Annotated in this window: 18 protein-coding genes; 6 read left to right on the top strand and 12 right to left on the bottom strand. The window is 38.6% G+C overall.

Annotation, left to right across the window (positions count from 1 at the left end; all coding sequences use genetic code 11):
• Position 1: 1 nt before the first annotated feature.
• Both EHQ59_RS05040 and EHQ59_RS05035 read right to left on the bottom strand, forming a co-directional pair.
• Positions 2–1426 carry an MBOAT family O-acyltransferase gene (locus tag EHQ59_RS05040; RefSeq protein ID WP_135618074.1) on the bottom strand — a complete coding sequence of 475 codons (1425 nt, stop codon included), beginning with the start codon at positions 1424–1426 and terminating at the stop codon, positions 2–4.
• A 25-nt stretch (positions 1427–1451) separates the two neighbouring features.
• Positions 1452–2633 (bottom strand): class I SAM-dependent rRNA methyltransferase, encoded by a 1182-nt coding sequence (locus EHQ59_RS05035; protein WP_135618073.1) that lies wholly within the window; start codon positions 2631–2633, stop codon positions 1452–1454.
• A gap of 56 nt (positions 2634–2689) precedes the next feature.
• Between EHQ59_RS05035 and EHQ59_RS05030 the strand changes: the two genes are divergently transcribed.
• Positions 2690–5260, top strand: coding sequence for a 7TM diverse intracellular signaling domain-containing protein (locus EHQ59_RS05030; RefSeq protein WP_135618071.1), 2571 nt, complete (start codon positions 2690–2692; stop codon positions 5258–5260).
• Here the strand turns inward: EHQ59_RS05030 and EHQ59_RS05025 are convergent.
• The 8 genes from EHQ59_RS05025 to EHQ59_RS04990 all read right to left on the bottom strand — a co-directional run bounded on the left by EHQ59_RS05025 (position 5193) and on the right by EHQ59_RS04990 (position 18557).
• Positions 5193–6032, bottom strand: a complete 840-nt coding sequence (locus EHQ59_RS05025; protein WP_135618069.1) for an undecaprenyl-diphosphate phosphatase — start codon at positions 6030–6032, stop codon at positions 5193–5195. The genes EHQ59_RS05030 and EHQ59_RS05025 overlap by 68 nt on opposite strands.
• A 6-nt stretch (positions 6033–6038) precedes the next feature.
• Positions 6039–6716: a lipoprotein LipL31 gene (locus EHQ59_RS05020; protein WP_135618067.1), complete on the bottom strand. Its 678-nt coding sequence runs from the start codon at positions 6714–6716 to the stop codon at positions 6039–6041.
• 100 nt (positions 6717–6816) lie between these two features.
• Entirely contained in the window at positions 6817–10239 is a 3423-nt protein-coding gene (gene mfd, locus EHQ59_RS05015; RefSeq protein ID WP_135618065.1) for a transcription-repair coupling factor, read from the bottom strand.
• A gap of 8 nt (positions 10240–10247) precedes the next feature.
• Positions 10248–11102 (bottom strand): pantoate--beta-alanine ligase, encoded by an 855-nt coding sequence (gene panC, locus EHQ59_RS05010; RefSeq protein WP_135618063.1) that lies wholly within the window; start codon positions 11100–11102, stop codon positions 10248–10250.
• Positions 11099–12391 carry a histidinol dehydrogenase gene (hisD, locus tag EHQ59_RS05005; RefSeq protein WP_135618061.1) on the bottom strand — a complete coding sequence of 431 codons (1293 nt, stop codon included), beginning with the start codon at positions 12389–12391 and terminating at the stop codon, positions 11099–11101. The genes panC and hisD overlap by 4 nt, the downstream gene beginning before the upstream one ends.
• A 43-nt stretch (positions 12392–12434) precedes the next feature.
• On the bottom strand, positions 12435–13616 hold the full coding sequence (locus EHQ59_RS05000; RefSeq protein ID WP_135618059.1) for an LIC11435 family protein: 1182 nt from the start codon (positions 13614–13616) through the stop codon (positions 12435–12437).
• The gene (locus EHQ59_RS04995) at positions 13606–15729 is read right to left on the bottom strand and encodes a FecR domain-containing protein (RefSeq protein ID WP_135618057.1); all 2124 of its coding nucleotides are present in this window, start codon (positions 15727–15729) and stop codon (positions 13606–13608) included. The genes EHQ59_RS05000 and EHQ59_RS04995 overlap by 11 nt, the downstream gene beginning before the upstream one ends.
• A gap of 5 nt (positions 15730–15734) precedes the next feature.
• On the bottom strand, positions 15735–18557 hold the full coding sequence (locus EHQ59_RS04990; protein WP_135618056.1) for an adenylate/guanylate cyclase domain-containing protein: 2823 nt from the start codon (positions 18555–18557) through the stop codon (positions 15735–15737).
• Positions 18558–18607: 50 nt separating this feature from the next.
• Between EHQ59_RS04990 and EHQ59_RS04985 the strand changes: the two genes are divergently transcribed.
• Both EHQ59_RS04985 and EHQ59_RS04980 read left to right on the top strand, forming a co-directional pair.
• Positions 18608–19378: an exodeoxyribonuclease III gene (locus EHQ59_RS04985; protein ID WP_135618055.1), complete on the top strand. Its 771-nt coding sequence runs from the start codon at positions 18608–18610 to the stop codon at positions 19376–19378.
• 33 nt (positions 19379–19411) lie between these two features.
• Positions 19412–20386: an LEA/WHy family protein gene (locus tag EHQ59_RS04980; RefSeq protein WP_135618054.1), complete on the top strand. Its 975-nt coding sequence runs from the start codon at positions 19412–19414 to the stop codon at positions 20384–20386.
• Positions 20387–20426: 40 nt separating this feature from the next.
• On the opposite strand, the gene EHQ59_RS04975 is transcribed toward EHQ59_RS04980, so the two are convergent.
• Both EHQ59_RS04975 and mgtE read right to left on the bottom strand, forming a co-directional pair.
• The gene (locus EHQ59_RS04975) at positions 20427–21062 is read right to left on the bottom strand and encodes an LA_2219 family laminin/E-cadherin/plasminogen-binding protein (RefSeq protein WP_135618053.1); all 636 of its coding nucleotides are present in this window, start codon (positions 21060–21062) and stop codon (positions 20427–20429) included.
• 64 nt (positions 21063–21126) lie between these two features.
• Positions 21127–22530, bottom strand: coding sequence for a magnesium transporter (gene mgtE, locus EHQ59_RS04970; RefSeq protein ID WP_135618052.1), 1404 nt, complete (start codon positions 22528–22530; stop codon positions 21127–21129).
• Between the two features lie 65 nt (positions 22531–22595).
• Between mgtE and EHQ59_RS04965 the strand changes: the two genes are divergently transcribed.
• The 3 genes from EHQ59_RS04965 to EHQ59_RS04955 are packed head-to-tail and all read left to right on the top strand — an operon-like array spanning position 22596 to position 25324.
• Positions 22596–23288: a hypothetical protein gene (locus EHQ59_RS04965; protein WP_135618051.1), complete on the top strand. Its 693-nt coding sequence runs from the start codon at positions 22596–22598 to the stop codon at positions 23286–23288.
• A complete protein-coding gene (locus EHQ59_RS04960; RefSeq protein ID WP_135618050.1) occupies positions 23275–24339 on the top strand; it encodes an OmpA/MotB family protein in 1065 nt (354 codons plus the stop codon). Before EHQ59_RS04965 ends, EHQ59_RS04960 begins: the two co-directional genes overlap by 14 nt.
• Positions 24332–25324 (top strand): cation diffusion facilitator family transporter, encoded by a 993-nt coding sequence (locus tag EHQ59_RS04955; RefSeq protein WP_135618049.1) that lies wholly within the window; start codon positions 24332–24334, stop codon positions 25322–25324. Before EHQ59_RS04960 ends, EHQ59_RS04955 begins: the two co-directional genes overlap by 8 nt.
• Positions 25325–25376 lie beyond the last annotated feature (52 nt).

Below are 25376 nucleotides of genomic sequence, written 5' to 3'. Positions count from 1 at the left end.
ATTAAAATTGGAAGTAAATAAACTCCGTTCCCCCTGGTGCTAAATACCCTAATAAAATCATGATGATAAATGAAAAAAGAAACAGAAATCCAAAACTCTTAGCAGCGGACCAGGACTCTCTTGGAAAACTTGGTTTGGTTTGTAAATAGTTCAATAGAAAGGTTAAAACTAAGGAATAAACAATTTTTTCCAATTGGTTTGTCCTTTCCCCACCGGCATTGGTAAAGGAACGAACATACATAGAGACCGCATTCTCTACACTAGGTGCACTAAAGAAAGGGATGGATAAAACAAAAAAAGAAAAGGTATAAAAAAATCCTAAACCCCTTTTCCATATTTTTGGTTTTATTTCATTCTCTTTAGGGAATACGAAATCAAACTTTCGTTCTACACTCAGCATAAACCCATGTAAAAATCCCCAAATGATGAAGGTAAAGTTTGCACCATGCCAAAAACCTGCTAGGGTAAAAGTGATGATCAAATTAAAATAACCACGATACTCGGAAACACGTGATCCACCTAACGGAAAATAAATGTAATCTTTGATCCAAGTGGCAAGTGTCATATGCCAACGTGTCCAAAGTTCCCGAACAGAAGTGGATAAATAAGGTGCATGAAAGTTTTCTGGCAAATTGATTCCTAATAATTTACCAAGTCCACGCGCAAGATCTGTGTAACCACTAAAGTCACAAAAAACTCGTGCCGCATAACCAAACAAAGCTGCAATATTCGAAACTCCATCATAAGTGTCTGGATTTAGAAAAATGGGATCGATGACGGAGGAAAGATTGTCCGCAATCACTACTTTTTTAAACAAACCTAAAAAGACTAAATAAAAACCTTCGAATAATTGTTCTCTTTTCGCATTCCAAACTTCGAGTTGGTAAAAGAATTCGCCATGACGCACAATTGGGCCTGCCACAAGTTGTGGGAAAAAGAATATAAACAATGCAAATTGAAGGAAATTCGGATCTTCATTGGCATTTCCACGTTTCACATCGATTGTGTAAGCCACCATTTGGAAGGTGTAAAAACTGATCGCTAGTGGTAAGGTGATCGAATCAAACCCAAATTGGGATTGTAAAAATGTTTGTACGGATTCATTGGAAAACCAGAGACTACCCGTGATCTCAAAGAGAATCGACCATAAAAAATAAAAGTACTTAAATAGAAATAAGTTCCCAAAATTGAGAAAAAGCGAAATGGGATACCAAATACTTGTACGATTCTTTAGAATCTGCCGATTCATCCAGTGGTTGATGACAACGAGTAATAAAAAATGGAAGGCGAAAGGGATCGACCAAGCCGCATAAAAAACAAAGGATGCTAAAAATAAAAATACCAATCGGTATTGGCCTCGGACCATCCAATGGACTCCGTAAACGACCAAAAAAAACAAAAGGAAACTAAGCGATGTAAATTTCATTCTAAGATTTCACCAGTATTTTCCTTTATATTTCTCCATCAACCTGAATCACAAGTCCTTTTAGATATTCCCCTTCAGGATGGTAAATGGAATAACCATGATCCGGGCTTTGGGTTAACTGATGTAGGACACGAACCTTTTTTTTGGCATCCTTTGCCGCACCAAATATGATTTTTTTGAACAAATCAAAGGAAATATGTTGGGAACAAGAAAAGGTAAAAATTTGGCCACCTTCCTTTATTTTTGACATCGCTTTCATATTGATTTCTTTGTAACCACGGCTTGCTTGCATTACCGTTCCAATATTTTTAGTAAATGCTGGTGGGTCTAAAATGATGATGTCGTAATAACCCGTTTCCATGTTTTTTAAGTAATCAAAGGAATCTAAAACTAAAGATTTGTGTTTGCCTTGATTCAATTCTTCTTTTAGGCCATTTAGGATTAAATTTTTCTCACAAATTTCCAAAGCATTTTTTGATATATCCAAACTATGGACTTCTTTTGCACCATTTAACAAGGCGTAGACAGAGAAAGCACCCGAATAAGCAAATGTATTTAAAACTACTTTGTCCTTAGCATACGTTCCTAACAAAAATCGATTCTCTCTTTGGTCTAAAAAGAATCCTGTCTTTTGACCTTTTACGATATCTGCGATGAATTGATACCCATGTTCTAAGAAAACAGAATCGGTTAGTTCTCCTTTGAGAAGGATAGCCATGTCCCCTTTTTGATTGTCTAGCTTGTCTTTTTTTTCGATGATGTTCTGGAAACCAGAACGATCCAAAAACCGAACCAAATCCTCTCGCAAACGAAGAGCACCTGGGGTTTTCAATTGTATGACAGCAGTTTTGTCGTAGATATCCACAACAATCCCAGGAACGCCATCCCCTTCTGAATGGAACAAACGATATCCATTGGTAAGTTTAGGTAATAAACTTTGTTTGGATTCTAAAATCGCCTGCCATTTCTGAAACCAATATTCAGAATTTTTTCCATCCTTTTGGGAATCAAAAGAGAACAATCGAATGCGAATTTGACTTCCTGGTTCAAAATGTCCAAACGCCAAAAATGATCCTTCATAGGATTGTACTTCTACGATATCACCAGCTTTGGTTCCCGGTTCTACGGATTCAATTGCACCCGAAAAAACCCAAGGATGAAAATTTAATACTGCCTTTTCTTTATTCTTCTTTAAACGAATGACCATTTTTCATCCAATTGCATTTACGAAATGTTCTTACGAGAAAATTTCCCTACGAAATTATGATCAAAAAGTTACTCCTTCTTCTTGTCGTTTCTTTTTCCCAAATAGAAGCAAGTCCCAATTTGGACGTAAGCCTTCAAAAAGACCCAAAGTCCAATTTGTCACTTGATTCCAATACTTCTGATCCAAAATCCTTTTGGTATTTTTTGGATGAGGATCTTGAGGAATCAGACATCCAATCACTTACGGAAGAAAATTTTTTAAATTATAATTGGAAACGGTTAAAAATTCCCGGGAATTTACCTCCAGAAATCGATCCTTCTTCCAAACAAAGAACCATAGTCCTTGCAAAATGGATCGAATTCCATGAAGATCCCAAAATTCAATACAGCTTTCGCTTAGGTATCATCAATGATAGAGACGAAACTTATCTCAATGGAAACCTCATTGGGAAAACAGGAGAATGGAACTCTGAATTACCACAAAACTATGATAAGGTGAGAATCTATCCAATTCCCAATCATTTTATCCAATCTGGAAAAAAGAATCTATTACTCATCAAAATCCAACTCTACTTCGAACATTCTGGTGGAATCGAACAAGACGAAACTCTACTTGGTCCATCCAAAGAAATCCAAACGCGGTTTGATAAAGATGAATTCATCAAATTGATTTTTTTAACTGTATATGTTACCGTTGGAAGTTATTTTCTATTTTTATTTCTGCGAAGGAGAAAGGACAGAGAAAACTTATTTTTTTCCTTATTTGCTTTTTCCTTTGTCTTATACAATTTCCTTCGAAACCAACTGAAGTATGAACTAGGGATTTCATTTTTAACGATGAAAAAATCGGAATACCTTGTGATCTTATTACTGGTTCCTTTTATGTACCATTTTTTAAGGACACTTTTCAAAGAAAAATATGGACTTTTGGGAAAGATATTAGATGGAATCCAAGGATTGGTTTTTGTTTTCTTTTTGTTTTCGAACCAAATCCAAACTTCCAATTATTTATTATCAAACTTAATACAACCTACATGGCTTATCTATGTAGTTTTGATATTTAGCATCCTTTTCCGCAATTGGAAGAAAAAAGAGAAAAAAGCAATTTATATAACCTTAGGGCTCATCTTTGTTTTAATTGCAGCAATCATCGATACAGCTACCAATCGAAATTTTTGGGTATTCCCGAGAATCATGGGGTACGCGTTTTTATTCTTCAATGTATCCCTTGCCATCATCCTTGCGAATTCCTTTGTGAAATTAAATGAACAAGTGGAAGATCTGAATCGTAATTTAGAAAAGAAAGTCAAAGATCGTACACTTGCGTTGAATGAATCCTTAAACCAATTACAGAACTTAAAAGAAAAACAGGATGGAGATTATTTTTTAACATCCCTACTCATCCAACCTCTGGCAAGAATCGAAAACAAAATTCCAGAACTCACAATAGAATCTTATGTGAATCAAAACAAAAAATTCCATTTCCGAGGGAAAACAGGAGAAATTGGTGGAGATATTTGTATTGCTGGATCCATCCATTTGGAATCAGGAGAATACACTGTGTTCGCAAATGCAGATGCCATGGGCAAATCCATCCAAGGTGCAGGTGGTGCTCTCGTACTCGGGGTCGTTTTCCAAGCAGTTTTATCTAGATCCAAATCAAGTTATACCAAACGCAGGCCTCCTGAACTTTGGTTAAAAGACTTATATGTAGAACTTCAATCGGTCTTTGCTAGTTTTGATGGTTCTATGTTATCAAGTGTTGTGCTTGGTATGGTAGGTCAAAATGGTTTTGTGTATTATATCAATGCAGAACATCCATGGAGTATACTCTACCGAGATGGAGTTGCCTCCTTTATCGAAACTGAATTATCCATGCGCAAATTGGGATTTCCGAAAAACAATTCTCAGTTCCAAATTAAAACATTATCTCTATTCGATGGAGATGTTTTACTCATTGGATCGGATGGTCGAGATGATATTGGATTAGTCCAAACATCTGGGGAACGAGTGATCAATGAAGATGAAACGTTGATTTTGCGATTTGTAGAACGAAGTGAAGCGAACTTAAGTCCCCTTGTCAAAGAAATCGAAGAAAATGGGGAAATTACGGATGATATTTCCTTTTTAAGAATTGTTTATCATTCGGAGCGTGAAAAAAATACAATCTCGGAAGAAATCCGTTCCCAATTTATCAAAATCCAAACGAAGACAAAACAAGGCGAAATTGATTCTGCATTGGAAGAATTGTTACGATTAATTGAACAATATCCTCATCCAAATTTCCATTCATTCGCGGGTAAAATTTACTTCCAAAAGAAACTTTGGGAGAAAGCAAAGTATCACTTAAAACTCGCAGTGCAACAGAATCCTGCTAAAGAAACCCTCTTCTATATGATTGCTAAAGCTGAATTCCAATTGGGAAAAATAGAAGAAGCGATTCTTTGGAGTGAACGATATTTTTTACGAAACAAAGAAAACAAACAAAACACAAAACTCTTTTTCCATCTTTTGGATATTACCGAAAACCATGACAAGAAGAGTTTTTACTTAGAATTTGTTAACCACGAAGAAAATATAGAATCACGAGAATTCCGAGTAAAATCCGATACACACCGAAGGAGATAAAACTCCTTCTACGTATAAATGCCATAAACAATTTGATGATAAAAAAACAAATGATAAAGGATACAATACTTCCGAATAATAATAAACCAATGGTTTCGGAATTCAAAATACTACGGTGTTTGTACAGTTTATAAATTCCGGCAAGAGTCAAAACAGGGATCGCCAAAAAAAAGGAAAACTCAGCACTATCTTTTTTTGATACACCTAGAGTTCTTGCTGAAATAATAGTCGCTGCCGACCGAGAAACACCAGGAATTAAAGCGAAACATTGTAAAATTCCAACGATGAGGGACTCTTTCCAACCAATGGTTTGTCCACTACTCTCATCTAAATGCCTTTTTTCTACCGCGACCATGATGAGACCACCGATAAGCCATGAAGCTCCTAGGATCAACAAAAGGTCTGAACGCATTTTGATTTGGTCGAGTTGGGATTTGAATAAAAATCCTAAAGCAAGAATTGGCATAATCCCAATCAGTAAATTGAGATAAAATTGGTATCCACTACGGTCTTCATTTTTTTTTAAACCAAACAAAACTGCTGATTTCAAATGAGTCCAAAGTGTTTTATAATAAAGTACGACAACGGAAAAAATGGCACCCGTTTGAATGAAGATATCGAATAAATCTTCAAAGTCTTCGTGCGGAACAGATAAATTCTGAAAAGGGAAAAAATAACTGAATAAAAATAAATGGCCAGTGGAAGACACTGGCAAAAATTCCGTGACAGCTTCAATGATGCCACGTAAAAACGCATTTAATGTATTTTCCATCTAAACTTAGTTATTTGGAGTTTGTGTTGGTGTTGGTTCTTCTACCTTTTTCTTAGGAGCGAGGTAAGCATCTAAGTCAAATTTTTCATTTCGTTTGATACTTACTTCTTCTTTGATTCTTTCAACAACCAAAGGAAGGAATTCTCTAGTTTGCATTTGTTTGAGTTGTGCTTTTGCGAATGTTTTACATTTGTCGATGGTTAGATTGAAATTACGATCTAATTTTCTCATTCTTTCACATTCTGCTAATGCTTGTTCATCCGTAATTTGGATCTTTTTCTCTACTTGTTCAGATACATACATCTGTGCGATGGTTTGCATCTCTACTTGTTTGATGACTTCCGCTACATCTGGTCTAGAAATATATCCGTTTTTCTCAGCAACCAAACGAGTCATGATCATCTGACGGTAAGTTTGGTAGAAATTTTTCTTTTGGAGTTGGTAATTGAGGTCTTGGAAGTTAGGAGGAACTTCATTGATGTCTTTTTCAATGAATTCTAAAAGTGTTTTTTTCTCAATGTTTTGCAAACGACTGATGGAATCAAGAGCCGTGTCATAAGCCGCTTCGAAATCTTTTACGGTAATTTTGTGATTGTCTAAGGTTTCGATGACCGGGGATGAGTCAGAACACTGTACGAGGGCAAAGAAAGCCAAAAAAACAAACAAAGGAAGGATTTTTTTCATATTATTTTAGTGCCAAAATAGATTTGAGATGATGGTTTCTCCAATTCCCTCAATGTCTATCCTTTTTTGGGAGAAAGGGATTGATTCCTTTGCTTAAAATTTAAGCGGCTAGGAATTCTAAAATCCCTAGTAGTTTTTTGATCTTTTTTAAGTCATCCTTTTCCACATTCGTATAACGGAGGACAGACGGTTCGGATGGTGCAATGGTCAGTCCCTTAAATTGACTCATCGCTTGGATGACCCGGTCAGGATTGCCACGGAAGTAGGTTCCACACTTAAACAAAACCTCTTCTGGTTTTTCCGTAACAAATTCGAAACCTAAGTTGGAAGATAGGGTTCGGATTTTTTCCAATTCCACAAAGGTTTTTGCAATTTGAGGGAGTTCACCAAACCGGTCTTCCATTTCCAAAGCAAGTTCTTCAATTTCTTCTAAATTTCCAGAACCCTCAAATCGTTTATAAAATTCGATTTTTTGTTTGGTATCGGGGATATATTCATCCGGTAAGTAAAAATTCGTTTTTAGATTCACCGCTGTTCTGACTTCGACTCGGACCTCTTCCCCTTTGATTCGGGAAATTGATTCTTCTAACATTTTCACATAGAGGTCAAAACCAACTTCCATGATGTCACCCGATTGTTCTTTCCCAAGTAAATTTCCGGCTCCCCGGATTTCCAAATCTCGCATCGCCACTTTAAATCCAGAACCTAACTCCTGGTATTCGAATATGGTATTTAATCTTTTTTCAGCAAGTTCGGTCATCAATTTCTTAGAAGGATAAAACATATAAGCATATGCTTTACGATCAGAACGCCCCACTCGCCCTCGGATTTGGTACAATTGAGATAAACCAAACATATCAGCACGTTTCACAATGAGTGTGTTCACGTTAGGCATATCAATTCCAGATTCGATGATGGTTGTGGTCACTAAAATATCATATTTACGTTCGTAAAAATCCACCAAGGTCTCTTCAATTTCATCCTCTGTCAATTGTCCATGGAGAATGCCCACGGAGACTTCGGGAACAAGGGATCGTACATAGGATGCTTCTTCTTCAATGGATTCCACTCGGTTGTATAAATAGAATACTTGGCCCCCACGTTCTATTTCCTTTCGAATCGCCTCTTGGATGAGGGTATCGTCTTCTTCCAAAACATAGGTTTCAACACTTTGTCTGTTTTTCGGAGCAGTAGAGATGATAGACAATTCGCGAATCCCAGTTAAAGCCATATGTAAGGTTCTAGGAATGGGGGTTGCGGTAAGAGTCAAAACATCCACTAAGTTTTTGAACTTCTTTATAGATTCTTTATGAGTGACACCAAACTTCTGTTCTTCGTCAATGATCAGAAGTCCTAAATTTTTTGGTTTTACTTTGGAAGATAAAATTGCATGTGTTCCAATTAACATATCAATTTTTCCTTCTGTAAAATTTTTTAGATCTTCTTTGATTTCTGCAGCTGAACGAAATCTTGAAACAAAGGCAATTTTAATGGGATAGTTTTCATATCTTTGTTTGAAAGTATTAAAATGTTGTAAAGACAAGATGGTGGTAGGAGTCAGTAACATCACTTGTTTCCCTGCCATAATCACTTTAAAAGCAGCACGGATTGCCACTTCTGTTTTCCCATATCCCACGTCCCCACACACAAGTCGGTCCATGGGCCTTGATGATTCTAAATCTTGTTTCACGGCTTCTATTGCGGAAATTTGATCAGGGGTTTCTTCAAATTCAAAAGCTGCTTCAAACTCTTCTTGCCAAATGGTATCTGGAGGAAACGCAAACCCATTTAACTTCATCCGATTGGAATACAGTAACACCAATTCTTCGGCTAGTTTATCAACCGATTCCTGGACACGTTCCTTGGCTTTTTTCCAAGAATTTTTCCCTAAGGTATCTAATTTTGGAGAGTCAGTTCCCCCAATGTACTTTTGGACAAGTGAGATTTGATCCAGAGGAACAAAGAGTGAGTCCCCTCCCGCATATTCTAATTTGAGAAAGTCTCTTTCTTTCCCATCGGCTTTTGTCCGTTCCATTTTGATGAAACGACCAACTCCATGATTGACATGAACAATATAATCGCCTTCTTTTAAATCGATGAAGGACTCGATCATCTGAGAAGACTGTTTTTTATAACGTGTTTTTCGTTTGTATTGGCGGCCAAACAGATCATTGTCCGTAAAAACAAAAATCCCTTTTTCGATTAAGTGGAATCCCCGCTTCAAATCGGAAACGATCAAATGAATTCCAGGTTTTACAGTTGTAAATGGAAATGGAATTGGTTCCTCTGAATCTTCACCAATGGTTGTTACTTCAGTTTCTGTGAACAAACTTTTTAATCTCAACATTTGGGCAGAAAACGAAGAGGTAATAAAAATACTATGACCTGGATTTTCTGTGAGTAATTCTAAAAAGTATTCTTTAGCTTCTCTGATTTTTCCACGAAATCCTTTGACTTCCGTGATCGGCGCATACGCAAAATTATGTTCTAAACTCGGTAGTAACGAAAACTGAATTCCTGGTGTATTCTCAGAAGTTAAGGATTTCCATTCCTTACCAAAGGACAATAACTCGTCGGGAGGCAAACAAAGAGACTCTTCTTTCTTTTTTTCAAAAAGTGTATTGTATTCTCGTTCCATCCCATAACATCGTTCTTTGGTTTCTTGGAATTTTGGAAACACAAGGATTGGTTCTTCCTGGAAAAAATCCAAAAATCCTTCCTGTTTACGCACCAAAGGTAGATGTTCTTCAATGATTTCTGTTTCCGAATCAACAGGCATTCGTTTATCAGAATATTCTTTTATTTTATTTTTATAATTTTCTAAATCTTTTTTTGTAACAATTGTTTCATTGGCGGCAGTGATGACCACTTCTTTGATTTTGGAAATGGATTTTTGGGTATTGGGATCAAATGTTCGAATTTCATCAACTGTATCACCAAAAAAGTCAATTCGAACAGGATTTGCCAAATAAGGAGTATATATATCTAAAATCCCTCCTTTTAAACTAAAATGTCCAAATTGTTCACAAACTTCTTCGCGGTGATAACCAAGTTGAACAAGTTCAGACAATAATAACTCTAATGGAAAATCGACTCCTAACTTCAAGTTAATCGATTTTCCTTTTAAACTTTCTTTTTCTGGTAATTTACGAAGGAAAGCGGCAACTGAGGTAACAACAATACTTTTGTTTCCAGCTAGAATCCGATTGATGGTTAGGATCCGGTCTCGTTTCCATTCTGCTTGCCATTTTGTATATTCATAAGGTATATTTTCTGGACCTGGGAAAAAAAAGATTTCCTCTTTGCCTAAAAAACTAAGGAGTTCTCTAGAAAAACTTTCCGCTTCCTGATTGGTTGCTAATACCACCACAAACGTTTTTTTGTTGTTCTCTGTTTGGTAGAGTTCACTGGTCACAAAGGAAAATGCGGATTCTGGAATCCCACTCAAATTCACAAGAGTTTGTTTTGCTTCCGAAAAAACTGGTTTTGATTGGAAAGGACGAAGTTCGAGTTCTTTTGACATGGATTCGTTTAGTTCGGGCAGGTTAAAATTTCATTATCAATGAGTCGCACCTCACCAACAAAAACGGCCGTTGCCAATAAAATATCGCCACTGAGGTTTGTCACAGGTTGGAGAGTGAGGGGATCCACTACTTCCAAATAATCAATTTTCAAATTGATCCCCGTTAATAAAAACTCAGTTAAGATTTCTTTCCAAGTGTTTATATTTTTTTCACCACCGACGAGTGTCTTTTTTGCTAATTGGAACATCCGAGGAATGAGAGTAGCCGTTTCCCTGTCTTTTGGTGTTAATCTTAGATTTCTCGAACTCATCGCAAGACCATCTTGTTCCCTTTTTGTGGGAACCCCAATGACTTGGAGAGGAAAATTTAATTCCATAACAAGGGCAGAAATCACTCGGAACTGTTGGTAATCTTTTAATCCAAAAAAAGCAAAATGAGGTTCTGTTAGGTGAAAGAGTTTCGATACAACTTGTAACACTCCTTCAAAATGCCCAGGCCTCGTACGACCACATAAGTTGGATTGTAAACTGGGAATACTCATTTGGATCGGTGTGAGAGACTTGGGATACATCACTTCCACACTCGGTAAAAACACCAAATCCACTCCCTGTTCTTGGCAGTACTGCAAATCACTGTCTGTGTTGATTGGATAAGAGGCAAAGTCTTTGGGATCATTGAACTGGGTAGGATTTACAAAAATCGAAACAATCGTTTTGGAACATTGTTTTTTGGACTGAGTGACCAAATCCATATGACCTGCATGGAGAGTTCCCATGGTGGGACAAAATCCTATGATTTCCCCTTTTTGTTTCCATTCTTGGATGATTTCTTTCAGTTTACCAATTTCACTGACAACGATCATTTTGTTTCCTTTGTCCGAACCTTCACACTGGTTCCATGTTCTTCATCCAGGCCTTCGAGTTCCGACATGAGTTTCACAAATGGATAGAGGGTTTCGAGAGACTCTTTTGTAACCTCTTGGAAGGTAACCCGTTTTAAAAACGTATCAACACCTAACGAAGAATAAATGCGACTACCCCGAGCAGTGGGAAGGATATGATTGGTTCCGGAAATATAATCACCCATGGCTACCGGTGAATATGGACCAAGAAAAACACTACCTGCATGTTCAATTTTAGAAAAAACCGAATCATTGTCTTTTGTTTGGATTTCCAAATGTTCGGGAGCAAGTTCATTGGAGAACCAAATACAATCATTCATAGACGGAAATACTAAAATGGCAGAGTTTTCATAAATCGCCTTTTGTTTCATGGCAAGTCGTTTGGGTCGTTCCACAAAAGCAATTTCCAATTCGTTCCGGACACGTACGGCAAGAGTTTGGTCTGTTGTTAACAAAATCGCAGAAGAATCTTCCCCATGTTCCGCTTGAGATAACATATCACAGGCGATCCATTTAGGATTTGCCTCACCATCGGCGATGATACATACTTCACTAGGTCCCGCAGGGCTATCAATTCCAATGAGTCCTTGACCGCTTAAGTAGGATTTAGCGGCAGCTACATAGGCATTTCCTGGACCCACGATATATTCTGATTTTGGAACAGACTCAGTCCCGTAAGCGGCGGCGGCAATTCCTTGTGCTCCACCAACGGTAACAATCCGATCGATTTCTAAAATTTGAGCAAGCCATATCAAAATCTCAGGGATCCCTTCTTTTTGAGGTGGTGTGATGAGTTGGATTCTTGGGACTCCCGCTATCTTTGCAGGAATGATTCCCATAAGAACACTGGATGGATACAAAGCCTTTCCGCCTGGCGCATATACGGCAAGAGAAGGCACAGGAGTGTATTTCACACCCAATCGGTTGCCATCAATTGTCTTTGTCCACGACTCTCGTTTTTGGGCATTGTGGAAAGCTTCAATATTGGATTTTGCGCGTAAAAATGCTTCTTTGGTTAGGGAATCAATATTCGTTTGGATGGTTTTTGGATCGATGGTGAGTTTGTCTAACTTGATCCCATCAAACTTTTCTGTATAAGAAAATAAAGCCAGATCCCCTTTCGTTCGGACCTCTTCTAAAATCGGTAATACCCGATTGGTGGCAGTGGTTAGGTCTTCCCTTGCTCCTGAGAGAAACCGAGAGTATTTCTCTTTGGAATTTCGATCACAAGAAAGGATGGGAATTGGCATAATTTCAGCATGGTAGGAAGTGCCTTCCTAAACAAGCTTTTTGTCAAAAACGAGAAGAGAATTCGATTTGGTAACGAGAACCGACTTCGATTCCGGGTCTCGCCTGCGAAAATCCAGATTCTTGCAAAATGGTAGCATACACTCTTTGGTTCTCAGCTCCTAAAGGAAAACCTGGTTGCTCCATGGCCACATTTCGTTTTGCTGAAAAATAAGAATCCACTAAATTATAAACTAGAAAGGCTCCGAGGATTCCAGCACCGATCTGGATGACACCTAACTCAGATTTTGCGCGATTAAAACTTGATTCCGCATTACTTCGATTCAAAAACCATAAAACTTGAGTATCCGGATTTTCCGCAAGGATGGCACCAAATAAAACCGCTGTTTGGTAGTCTGACCTTGCGGCAAGAAAACGATTATAGGAATTGGCATAAACACCTACTGCGGACAAGGTTATCACTGGATACACATACAATTTCCAATTTTTTCCATCGATGTACTTTTGTCCCCAACCGGGTAATACTGATGAACGCCAAAGTGTTGACCAGTAAGGTGTTTCATAATAGTCTTCTGGAATTTCTTTTCGAATGATTCTCTCTTGGCGTTTGGCAAAATTAGCTGCTTTTTCTTTCGAATCAGATAAAACCACTCGTTGTTTCACGGTCAGAGTTTTGTTCCTTGGATTTTCTAAAACCAAATCATAAATCCCAGTATCCGTATCGACATCAACAGCAAACGTTGCTTTGGCGACAGAATCGGATTCGATGACTACTTTTTTAGCAGCAATGCGTTTTCCTCCCGTTACCATATACACCTTCATGGGATGGATAAAATCCTTTCCTTCGAGTAAAAATACTTTTTCTTTTTCTTCTTTGGAAACGGAATACACAGAATCCTTGGTGAGTGTCGGAACTCTGGATACCACTACTTCAAATTTTACCCAATCTGAATAACTTCCAACCTTTCCCAGTTTATTGATGACAGCGACTCGGTGTTCATAGACACCTGATGTATAATTTACCAAATCATAACTGGTTCCCTTTACTTTTTCAGAAAGGACAAGGTATCCACTGGAATTTTTAATTTCTAATACATAACCTGTTGCGCCTTCCACTTCCATCCAACGTAACTGGTGCTCGGTGGCATCATCTCCTTCTGGTTCGGAATAAAGAGGAAACGAGAAAACGAATACAACTAAAATACATATGAAATGTTTATTCCACATAAAGCGTTCCTGGTGTGAGGATTTTGGGAACTTTTAGCTCGGGAACTGAAATGAAAAAATCTTGTTTATTGGCGGCAGACTCTCGTTCGCTTCCATCACTTCCCTTGTACAATGAAGAAACTTCCCATCGAAACCGACCTACATTTAATTTTTGGATCTCATTCATTTGGAATCTGTTGGAAACTGTTCGTTCATTCAAAACCAGTTTTTCACGAATCCCAGACACATCGATGAGTTTCAAACGATAAGCAGAAGCTTTTTCCACTGGTTTCCAAGAAAACCCAATCGAATTTTTGGTGAATAGGTCAATGGTTTCATTACGCGATGGAGAAATTAAACTCGGTGGATCCACATTGGAAACCATTTGGAAATTTCTTGTTCCACTGATATTAGTTTCATCACCTAATACTTTCACTCGCCAATAAAACTTACCAAGTTCTTTGGATTTAAATTCATAATAATTGCCAACCACCGATTCTTTGAGAATCACAGGCGTAAAATCAGGTTGTCTTGCGATTTCAAGTTCGTAATTGGATTTACCCGTTAGTTTTTTCCACTTCAGGATGACTAGATTTCGTTCATCGACTTCCACTTCTGCCCCTTGGCTTGGACTTACAAGTTCCATCTCTTCTTTTGCGATGACCACAAACGGATAGGATTTGGAATCTAAACTGATGCCACCATTTCCAATCCCTTTCACTCGCCAAAAATAGGTTCCAATTTTTAATCCTTGGGTGAATTTATAAAAATTATTTTTCAGTTTTTCTCTTTGAATAATGGAAGAAAAATTAGCATCAGTACTCAATTCCCATTGGTAAACATCAAAATCCTTATCATCTTTCCAGGAAAAAAACAATTGTGTTTTGGTAAGTTCTTCAGCAATCACCTTACCCTTGCTAGGCTCAAGTAATTCTGGTGGAGTAGAACTTGTTTTCTTTTGAATTTGAAAAGAAACAACGGATGTATTTTTTTCAGTGATCCCAGGAAGGTTCGATTTGGCTTGGATCTTGGCATAATAAGTTCCTTCTTTCAGAGTATCAAAAGTCAAAGATTGGTTTTGTGTCTGTTTGGTGGTCACAATTTCAGAGAAGGCACTGTCACGTGCAATGGAAACAGTATATGAGGAATACAAATCCAATGCATTCCAAACCAGTCGAACCATCGGTATTTCATTGGAATAGGAAATCACTTCCCCATTTTTTGGAGATAGAATTTTTAAAGAAGGATCGTTTAATATGCGAAATTGGTAAACTTCGGTGACCGCCTTGGATTGGTTCGAGGGATCTGTGTAGGAAACTCGCCAGTAGTAGGATCCCGCCTCCAATTTTTTTGTCACACTGGCTGAAGTTAATTTTTCCCGAAGTAGAGATTTGGAAAAATCTGGGAAAAAAGATACCTCAAGAAATGGATTTGCTTTTTTGGAAGAATCAACATTCCATCCCGCTAAACTAAAGTTGATTTTTTCAGAACCTGTATCCGACAAAATATTTTTTCTGTCTTCTGGACTCACCAAACGAAATAACTGTTTGCCCACTTTCACACCAGATTCGGATACATTTGCAACTTGGTCTTTGCCAATGGTTTCTTCTTTCCCATTGGATGTGAGTTTTGCTTCCCCTTGGTCCACTTTGATATTGAGTTCGGATTTTGTTTTGTCCAATTTGATATCACCACTCGCGACTTCGACAGTTTTGTCACCCGCAGTGATATTCATTTTGATTTCCCCAGAAGTACTGGCTTCTCTTGCCGCTTCAAAGGAACCGTAAGCAAAATTGATATTGATGTTTCTGTCGGAAATATCCAAAAGAATCATGGAATTTTCAGAGATATTAATCTTTGTTCCATCATTTAAGGTTAAAATCGCATCGGACAATCCTTCTGTACGAATTGTATCTCGATTTTTAACTTCTGTTTTGGATTCAATTAAGTCCCAAACCACAGCATCATTGTATTTGCGAAGCACAGTTTTGTTTTTGAATGTGATCACACCGATCGTAGGAGCTGTGGAATCATTGGCTCGTGTATTGAGATTACGATACAATAAAAATGAAAATAACAGGATGAGAAGTAAAAGTCCTGTTACTACATATTTTGCATCGTTTAACAAACGCATGGTGTTTATTTATGTGTCCTCGTAAACACACCATCCCAATCTTTCCCTGGGGAATTAAGACTGTATTCTTCACATCGTTCGATAAGCATCCGACTGGATTTGTCTTTTGCACCTTTGGCTTTCTCTGAGTTTTGAAAGAGTTGGATTGCTTTTTTCCAATTTTGTTTTAAATACTCATCAAATCCCGATTCATAAAGACCTGCCGCTTCTATTAAATCAGAAGATATCATCGAACGGTAACCTATGAGTTCGTGGATCCGAACGGGTTCATTTTTACCTTTCACTCGCACTAAGTCCACATAACGAGTGACCATTTCCTCTTGGATTTTCTCACGAATGGGATCTGTGATGAGAATATTCACTCCGTAATCCTTTCCAGCTGCTTCTAGTCGTGCGGCAAGGTTGACAGTATCTCCCATCATCGTGTACGATGCCAAGGCATCTGTTCCCATAAAACCAACTTTCGCTGGCCCTGAGTTGAGACCAATCCTTGCATCCATCACCTGTGCTTCTTTGGAATACAAATTGTTTTCTGTCCAATAGGTCCGTAACTCTTTCAGTTTCATCACCATGTCGACACTGGCACGAGCCGCTTTCAGTTCATGGTCTGTCACAGGTACGGGTGCATTAAAAATCCCAACAATCGCATCTCCAATGTATTTATCCAGAACTCCCTCATGTTTTTTCAAAAGGATGGTCATAGCCGATAGGTATTCATTGAGTAAAGATGCAAGATCAGCACTTTTTAGCTGTTCGGAAATCGTCGAAAAACTCGCAACATCGGAAAAAAAGGCAGTGATATGGGTTTCCGACCCACGTTTTAAAGCAGCTAGATCCACCATGGCTTCCTGGACCACAACAGGATCAATCATACTTCCTAAAATGTTTTTTACCTTTTCTCGTTCCTCTAAACCTTGCCCCATATCAATGAAGTATTTGGTAAGAAGACCCACTTCATCTTGAGTCGTTGGTTTGATTCCAATTTTAAAATTCCCTTTGGCAATTTCAAGAGTTGCACTTAACAGTTGTAAAACTGGCTTTGTAATGGTTTTAGAAAAGAAAAATACAAAAATTAAAGCGGAACAGAGACCAATGCCTGCAATATATAAATTAGATCTTTGGCTTTTATACACATCTTCAAATGCTTTTTCCTCAGAAACGATGGTGATCACACCCGCATCGGCAAATCCAATTTTCTGAAAGGATCCTAAATAAGAGCCACCCAATTCCTCATCCAAATAACTCATTTGGAATTTTGAATTCGGATTGGTTAACATCGTCTTAACGATTGGCATACTGGTTAAGTCTGTTGCCGCTAAAACCAATTCCTCATTCATATGAGCAATCACAGTTCCGGAACCATTGACCATAAAAGTGGTTTCGATTCCTTTTTTGGTAAAAGCACCAATGATTTTTTCCAATTTGACTATGATGATCAGGGCATTGTCGAGTTCCCCATTTTCCGCTGTGGGAATGGCAATGGCAAAAGATGGTTCCACAAACCCAGGACTTGAATTTAGTAATACTGCTTGTCCGTTAAATGCTTTTGTGAGTTCCTCTTGGTTCCGATTCACTACTGCATGGAAATCTTCTTCTGTTACGGCACTTTTTTTTAATTCTTCTTCATTGAAGATCTCTCGTTTCATCACGAGACCATTTTCCCTTTTTTCAAAAATACCTAAGTAAATGAATTCTTTATCATTTTTAAAAAAGGTTTTGAGTAAAAGTTTTCGATCTTCTTCGGGTAACCCTTGAGTTGTCAATGTGATGGCAATCTGGCGACCTTTTTCCACGACTCCCAATACATCGGAACTTACTTTTGATCCAATAATTTCAGTGAGTCGAAGGTTGTTATCTCTTAATTGTAACTCAATGGATTGTTTGAAATAAAAGGAAGCGAAAATAATAATTGTGGCTACTGATAAAACAAAGAGTAAGCTAATCACACCCATCATCTTCAACTGTAAGGAAAACTTTGTGTTCACGGAAGTTTCCTTCTCTTGTGAACCTTCTTCCTGTTTTTCCTTAGGTCCCTTTGTTTGCGGATCAGAGATTGTGTCTATTTTGGAAACCACATCCGAAGAATCTTTTCTTTCCTTCGTCTGATGGCCATTTGTATGAATTTCTTCCTCATTGGATGCAAAGGAAGATTCTATCAAATCATAGGGATGGTTTGGATCCAAATCAGATCCATTGGTTTCTGTTTCTTGTTCTGGATTTTCTTTGATTTGGATTCTGTTGTCCGTAGGAGGCAAATCGGAATGAGAAACTTCTTTGTCACTCCCGACAGTTGCCAATTCCATAACTCGAACCTTTGTTTTCCCGGAAGCACCAACAAGCTCGAGAGGTGGATAAGAGAAACTCCTTGTTTCCACGTCTTTTGTTTTTCCAGTCACCACTTCAGGAATCGAACTTGTTTTTCCTGTAAGACCAAATCGATGTGTGATTCGATCTGGAGAAATTCGGTCATCATAGAGATACTCAATTCTTGCAAATACGGACCTAACTTCTACCTCAGCGGATTTTGGATAAATCACATATAGATTTTTCCCTTCACTGGCAACGCTTAGTTCTTTCGCCAAATACTTGTTTGCTGAAATATTATGAATGGATACAAATGGATATTCAAAACGATGATTTTCAAACCGAATCCCCCATGGTGGAGGGCCAAATCGAAACTCCAATTCCTTGGTCCTTCGTGTTTGGAAGAAAATGGTAATTCCCTGTTCCCCATTCCAAGTCTCTAAACTCGACATGGTTTCATCCCAAGTAAGTAAGACCAGTTTGGACGTCTTCAGGAACGGAATTTCGGCAGAAATTTCTAACATACTGTTTTTAGTATCGACTTAAATTGGCTTTCAATCGATCTCATTTCTAGATGAAAATCATCACGTTAAATTGCAACGGAATTCGTTCCAGTCTCAGTAAAGGTTTACTCGAATTTATACGTCACGAAAATCCTGACATCATTTGTTTCCAAGAAACGAAGGCACCCGAAAAAGAAATTACACGGGACGATTTCAAAGCCCTTGGTTATGAAATTTATTTTTGCCTCGCTGAAAAACCAGGTTATAGCGGCACTGCTGCTCTTACCAAACTCAAGCCGAAATCGGTCTCGATTGGATATGGAGATGGGATCTTTTCTTCGGAAGGTCGTTCTGTTTTTCTCGAATTCCCTTCGTTTTACCTCTGGAATCTCTACTTTCCTTCGGGAACCAGTGGAGAAGAACGCCAAAAGGTAAAATACAAGTTTTTAGATGCATTTACCGAACTCACAAAACCGTTTTTAAAGAAGAAAAAACCTCTTCTGATTTGCGGAGATGTGAACATTGCCCATACGGAAATGGACATCCACAACCCAAAAGGGAATGAAAAAAACTCAGGTTTTTTACCGGAAGAGCGAAAATGGCTAAGTGATTTTTTAGCTTTGGGTTTTTTTGACTGCTTTCGAACAGTGCATCCCGAAATCCGCGACGAATACTCCTGGTGGACCTACCGCTTCCAAGCGAGGAAAAACAATAAGGGTTGGCGAATTGATTATTTTTTTGTGACCAAATCAAAGTCAGTGGAAATCCAGACTGCGAAAATTGCCAAAGAACCAGTCCTGTCAGACCATGCCCCTGTTGTCCTTGAGATCCAATTCTCTTGACAGAATGAAAATTATCGGATCAATTCATTGGTCATGAAACGAATCCTTTTTGTCTTTTCTCTCAGTTTTAGTTTTCAATGTTCTATGCTTGGTGTTTTGCAAGACAAAATCCCAACACCTCAATTTTCCTTTGAATCCATCCAGATCCAACAAATCACCTTCACAGACATCACTTTAGGGGTGGAAACATCCGTCTCCAATCCCTATCCAGTTTCTCTTCCCAGTTCCCTTTTGGATATGGATATCAAAATTGAAGGATTAAAACTCTCTCAGGTCAAAACGGATTTGGGAGCCATCGAAGCCAAAAAAACAAAATCCCTTCCCTTGGAAGTGAAACTAAAATACACAGACCTATATCAGTTATACAAAAAATTTCCCACAAAACAAATGTTAGAAGTGAGTGCGGAAGGGAATATGAAGGTACCCATTCCCAAACAATGGCAACTATTGGGAAAAGACTCTCTTACTTTTCCGTTTGTGCAAAAAAGAGAAATCCCTGCCGTTTTACCTGACGTGGAAATTCAAAATTTCAAAATCCTAATGCCAACAGAATCAGAGATTCTCAGCGCATCGAATACAGAATCTCTTGTTGGAACCACTACTACGTTTCTAAAAGGATTACTCGGAGGATCGAAAACTCCGGTGACTTCAGCCGCCAAAGCAGGGTTAACTGGTCTCAATTTAAATTTAAAAACTGAGTTTGATTTTGTTTTTAAAAATCAAGCGGCTTCTGATCTAAACCTTACAGATTTAAAATACAATTTACAATTGGCGGGAGAGAATTTTCTAAATGGATCTCCTAAAGAAATCATCAATGGTGGGAAGGAATCCACAGTAAAAGTATCCAACCAATTTCCATTGGCTTCCATTGGAACCTCACTTTACAAAACCATCCAATCCAAAGAAGCATTGTACCAGTTGCAGGGAGATTCAGGACTCATCGTACCCAATTTACGAGAAAACATTCCCTTTTCTTATGAGAAAAAAGGAAAGTTTCAGTGGCAATAGAGTTTCGTTAGGTGAGATTTTTAATACAGAAGAGAAAGGTTTACTTTTTCTTCTGTAACATCTGTTTGATTTCGTCCCGGGTTTTTCCAGGATAGAGACGAATTTGATAAGTCACAAGAAAGCGAGTGATGATCGGGCTTCCGTCTTTTGAGCTATGTTCATAATTGAATCGGGATGCATCGTTTTGAATGATTTTGGCGATGTCATTGATCCGCGGAACCCTTCTGTCGAAGGCAATGGATTCGAGTTTCCCTGTCACGGTATTCAGGCCTATGGAAATAATACCATCATCCACAAAACTTAAGAGGTCATACTTTTTCATTTCCTCTTTGGAAAGTTCATCTCCACCTGGATCTGGTTTTCTACGGATTTTATCTGTATGACGGATCTGTCTTACCATATAAGAATCAGAGGCTATGTAGACACGAAACACTTCTTGGGGAAGATCACTTTTTTTCTGGAAAAAAGGAATCTCTCCCGTATGGTTTTGTACCTCTTCCCCTTTTTCATTCAGGATGATTTCCCCTTCGCCTCCTGGAGGTGGTAACAAATCTTTGATGATCGAAGTTTCGTTTTTCGTTTCCTCAGTGGAAGTGGAGGTAGAATCTTTTGTGGTTTGGCAAGAAACAGTAAAAAGCAGGAAAACAATTATTACAGAGTGAAACGAAAATTTCATTTGGTCATCAGTATTTGGTGGTTTCTTCCACTGGCAAGAAATTTAACAAAAAAAAGGACAATCCCTAAACCAAATATTTTGCAAAGACCGTGGCAAGCCCTAAGAAAAAGAAAAACCCACAAACATCTGTCGTGGCGGTCACAAAGATCGACGAAGCAATCGCTGGATCAATCTTCATACTTTTTAAGAGAATGGGAACGAGAGATCCCACAAGTGAGGCAACCATCATATTCACTAACATGGCCGTTCCCACAACAAGTCCCAAGGTCAAATTCCCTTTTACTAAATAAATCATCGTAAAGGTAACAGTCCCTAGGGCCAAACCGTTAAGAACTCCAATGGTGAATTCTTTTCTCACCGCATCCCACCAATTGGAAAAAGAAAGATCCCCAGTGGCAATATTTCGGATAACAACTGTTACTGATTGTGTTCCTGCATTTCCACCTAAACCTGCCACGATGGGCATAAGGGTAGCAAGGACTACAATCTGGGAAATGGTGTCTTCAAAAAAAGCAACAACAGTGGAGCTCACAAAGGCAGTGAGCAAATTCACATTGAGCCAAATGATCCTTCGTTTGACCGATTGTAAGATGGGTGTGGATAACCTTTCATCTTCCGAAACCCCTGCCATGAGGAGGATGTCTTCCGATGCCTCTTCTTCAACGATTTCGAGTACGTCGTCTACGGTGATTCGGCCAATGATCCGTCCTAAATCATCGGTCACGGCAGCACTCACTAAATCGTATTTTTTAAAGGTATTGGCTACTTCCTCTTGGTCTACATCATAATGAAACGCAATGATAGAGAAGTTTGTGATCTTGGCAATTTTTGTATTGATGGGAGTGAGAAACAAATCCTTTAAAGGAATGAAACCTTCTAACACTCCGTCTTCGTCTGTTACATAAATTTGATAGATGTCTTCAATTTCTTTGGCTTTTTTACGAACATTGATGATGCCCTTTCTGACATTGTCTGTAATGGAGACAGTGGCAAAGTCTTTCGACATCAGTCGACCTGCCGAATACTCCCGAAATCCAAGTTGGGAGCGGATTTCAAAACTATCGGCTTTGCTAAGGTTCGCAAGGACAAGTTCTCGTTTGGCGCTGGGTAGATAGGATAATAAATAGGTGGTTTCGTCCGTTTCGATGTGGCCTAAAGTTTTGGAGATTTCATCCACCGAAAGTTCTTCTAAAAAGGACTCGAGGGTCTCCTCTTCCATTTTGATGAGTGAGTATGCTTGGTCTTCGTGGGAGAGCAAACGAAAGAGGTATAATTCTTCTTCGCGTTCTAAGTCTTTGAATAAAGTGACGATGTCTGCGGGGTGTGCTCCATCGAGCATGGACTTAAGACCGGCTTGGTCTTTTGCCTCAATGGAAGTTCTGATTTGGTCGACAAACTCTTCATAGGAATCACTGTCTCGATCGATTTTGATTCGGAATTCGGACTCTTTCTTTCTTTCTTCTTCCATAAATCAGCGGATTTCCTGAATTTTCCAATTGACGGTTATGTCACGTGAACCATAGGCTATATCCTATGTCGGCACGAGTTCCTTTTTTGAAAACGAATCTTTTTCTTCTGCTAGTTTTTTCACAATGTGTTCTGTTTGAACCTAAAATCAGCAAAGTCCCTGATGCTTATGTGCGCGAAGAGGTGATGAATGGTGAGCAAAAAAATGCAACAAAGATCCTCACAGAAAAAATCATCAAACTCAATAATGAAGTCTCAAGCCAAAGAAAGGCAAATGCTCTGACAAACCAAGCGATCAAAATCTCCCAAGCCAAAGTGATTAAACATGCGGCAGAAAGAGATTTGAAACGTACCAAAGAATCTTACTTCACCTTAAAGGAAGACCAAGTTTCGGCAAAACGGTACTTAGAAGAAAGCCAAACTGTGGAACTAGAGAGAGCAAAAGAAGAAACTCGCTACAAAACCTGGGTCCAAAAAGAAAAAGAAGACAAAGCATATTTGGAAATGAAAGAAGCAGCGCTCGGGGAACTAATCGCCGAACTCGAGTTAGTTCGTTCTGAGATTGCCGTAAAGTTCCAAGAATCCCAAGGAAAAACCCCAGCAGATCCCGAATACATCAAAAAAGAAATTTATGAAACCCAATATGCCGAAAAAAAATCGGACGCAAGACGTCGGTTATCCGATTGGGAACGAGTGAAAGCGGAAGCCCCAAGTTTACCGAAAGTCAATTTAGAGGATAGTTTTGATGATTCTAAATAATCGATTTCCATTTTTCCTTCTATCTCTCGTCTTCTTAATTTTGGGAATGGTGATTCCTACGCAACTGCGAGCCGATTGGGTGTACTTTCCTTATGAGTACAACCAGATTTACAAAGAGAAATATGCTTTGGAATTGGAACTAGCTGACATTCGCAAACAACACCAAAACGAACTGAATCGATTAGAAGAAGAGAAAAAAGAACTCCAATCCCAAATTCGGAATCTGACAGAAGACTTGGAACTCGAAAAACGAAACCGAGCCAAGGAACAAGATGAGTATTCCGACAAACTCAGAGACTACGATATGCGTCTTCGCAGTTTGGAGAAAAAGGGAACAGACAAGGAACGAGTATTAGCGGAAGAGAATCGCAAACGAGAAGAAAAAGACCGTGCTGAAATTGATGCTCTCAAACGAAAACTAGAAGAAAAAGAAAGAGAGTGTTTGCAAAAAGAACAAAAACTCCGTGAAACCTATGAATCCAAAATGGATGAGTTGAAGGATCGGATTCGTAACCTAGAAGAAGAACTTGCCAGTTTACGAAAACTTACCAAAGAACAGAAACGAGAACTCGAACGACTTTCCGAACAAACAAAAGAATTCGAAGAGAAACTCGCAAAGGAAATCACTTCTGGTCAAATTCGACTCAAACGGTTTCATAACAAACTCATCATCAATATCGATGATAAAATCTCATTTGATAGCGGATCTTCGGAACTAAAACCTGCAATTCTTCCAGCCATTGAAAAAATTCGAGATATTCTCGCGGCTTATCCAGAGAACTACATTGTGGTAGAAGGCCATACAGACAATGTTCCGATCAAAACAAAATTCCGAAACAATTGGCATCTTTCCAGCGAACGAGCATTATCTGTTTTGGAGTTTATTTTACAAAATAAAAACCTAAATCCAAAAAACTTTTCCAGTGCTGGATATGGGGAATACCAACCCATTGTTCCAAATAGCACCAAAGAAAACAAAGCTTTGAACCGAAGGGTTGATATTGTCGTGATTCCTAGAGCAACCAGTTCTCTTGGTACAAACAATGACTAACAAACGTCCCAGACGAAGAAAACTCATATTTTTCCTAAGCCTTTCTGGGCTTTTGTCTGTGATGATATTTTTCATTGAATGGATTGGCTCCAAAGAAAGTGGAAGTTTGGCCTTGTTTGCAGACGCGGGCCATATCTTTACCGATATTTTTGCTCATATCATTTCCTTATTTGCCTTACTCATTGCCTCTAAAAAACCAAATGCAAAATATCCCTTTGGGTTCCACCGTTTTGAAGTGATTGCCGCATTTTTAAATGGTCTCCTTCTCATTGGGATCGCAGGTTTTATATTATATGAAAGTTACATGCGTTATCATGGAAATGCCGATGTGGAAGCAGACACCATGCTTGTGTATTCACTCATTGGATTTGGGATCAATTTGATTTCTGCTGGGTTACTTGTCGGAGTGAGTAAAACGAGCCTAAACCTAAAGTCTGCTTACTTACACGTATTAAGCGACCTTCTTGGAACACTAGCAGTGATTTTTGGTGCCCTTCTCATTCGATTCACAGGGGTCAAACAAGTGGATAGCATCCTAAGTATTTTGTTAGGACTCTTCATTTTAAAAACTTCCTATGGGATCGTAAAAGAATCGGTGCAAATTCTAATCGAAGCGGACACCAGTGATTTTGACAAAGAACATTTATTAGAACATATCACTGTTTTACAAGGAATCCAATCTGTACCCAAAACAACAGTGCGGAAACTGACATCCGGTGTGTTTTCTGTCGAAATTCAAGTGGCCGTAAAAGACAATGCAAATCGAGACAAAATTACATTCGAAATCCATAAGGTTCTCAAAGAAGAATTTGGAGTTCCCTTTGTTTCTGTAGAAATTGTATCGGCCTCTGTCCTCTCCCAATTAGATTCACTCTCCATCCGCGAATCGGAAAGAGAATTTGGTCATCACGGACACGAACATGGACATTCCCATGAACATAAAGGAAACAAAGTTTCGAACCAAACCAAACATTCTCATCACTGACCTCGATTTGGACGACACGTCAGTATCACAGGGATGAAGAACCAATCCTCTT

This window comes from Leptospira kemamanensis, from assembly GCF_004769665.1.
GTDB lineage: Bacteria > Spirochaetota > Leptospiria > Leptospirales > Leptospiraceae > Leptospira_A > Leptospira_A kemamanensis.
Note: the sequence above shows the minus strand (reverse complement) of the source record. Positions and strands in the feature narration are given on the sequence as shown.

What these genes read in the sequence shown, in the direction of transcription:
- EHQ59_RS05025 (WP_135618069.1), bottom strand. Translation starts at nt 6,032, where the DNA reads ATGGAAAATACATTAAATGCGTTTTTACGTGGCATCATTGAAGCTGTC.
- EHQ59_RS04955 (WP_135618049.1), top strand. Translation starts at nt 24,332, where the DNA reads ATGACTAACAAACGTCCCAGACGAAGAAAACTCATATTTTTCCTAAGC.
- mgtE (WP_135618052.1), bottom strand. Translation starts at nt 22,530, where the DNA reads ATGGAAGAAGAAAGAAAGAAAGAGTCCGAATTCCGAATCAAAATCGAT.
- EHQ59_RS05020 (WP_135618067.1), bottom strand. Translation starts at nt 6,716, where the DNA reads ATGAAAAAAATCCTTCCTTTGTTTGTTTTTTTGGCTTTCTTTGCCCTC.
- EHQ59_RS04980 (WP_135618054.1), top strand. Translation starts at nt 19,412, where the DNA reads ATGAAACGAATCCTTTTTGTCTTTTCTCTCAGTTTTAGTTTTCAATGT.
- panC (WP_135618063.1), bottom strand. Translation starts at nt 11,102, where the DNA reads ATGATCGTTGTCAGTGAAATTGGTAAACTGAAAGAAATCATCCAAGAA.
- EHQ59_RS04965 (WP_135618051.1), top strand. Translation starts at nt 22,596, where the DNA reads ATGTCGGCACGAGTTCCTTTTTTGAAAACGAATCTTTTTCTTCTGCTA.
- EHQ59_RS05000 (WP_135618059.1), bottom strand. Translation starts at nt 13,616, where the DNA reads ATGTGGAATAAACATTTCATATGTATTTTAGTTGTATTCGTTTTCTCG.
- EHQ59_RS04975 (WP_135618053.1), bottom strand. Translation starts at nt 21,062, where the DNA reads ATGAAATTTTCGTTTCACTCTGTAATAATTGTTTTCCTGCTTTTTACT.
- EHQ59_RS05030 (WP_135618071.1), top strand. Translation starts at nt 2,690, where the DNA reads ATGATCAAAAAGTTACTCCTTCTTCTTGTCGTTTCTTTTTCCCAAATA.
- EHQ59_RS04985 (WP_135618055.1), top strand. Translation starts at nt 18,608, where the DNA reads ATGAAAATCATCACGTTAAATTGCAACGGAATTCGTTCCAGTCTCAGT.
- EHQ59_RS05040 (WP_135618074.1), bottom strand. Translation starts at nt 1,426, where the DNA reads ATGAAATTTACATCGCTTAGTTTCCTTTTGTTTTTTTTGGTCGTTTAC.
- EHQ59_RS04960 (WP_135618050.1), top strand. Translation starts at nt 23,275, where the DNA reads ATGATTCTAAATAATCGATTTCCATTTTTCCTTCTATCTCTCGTCTTC.
- EHQ59_RS05035 (WP_135618073.1), bottom strand. Translation starts at nt 2,633, where the DNA reads ATGGTCATTCGTTTAAAGAAGAATAAAGAAAAGGCAGTATTAAATTTT.
- hisD (WP_135618061.1), bottom strand. Translation starts at nt 12,391, where the DNA reads ATGCCAATTCCCATCCTTTCTTGTGATCGAAATTCCAAAGAGAAATAC.
- mfd (WP_135618065.1), bottom strand. Translation starts at nt 10,239, where the DNA reads ATGTCAAAAGAACTCGAACTTCGTCCTTTCCAATCAAAACCAGTTTTT.
- EHQ59_RS04990 (WP_135618056.1), bottom strand. Translation starts at nt 18,557, where the DNA reads ATGTTAGAAATTTCTGCCGAAATTCCGTTCCTGAAGACGTCCAAACTG.
- EHQ59_RS04995 (WP_135618057.1), bottom strand. Translation starts at nt 15,729, where the DNA reads ATGCGTTTGTTAAACGATGCAAAATATGTAGTAACAGGACTTTTACTT.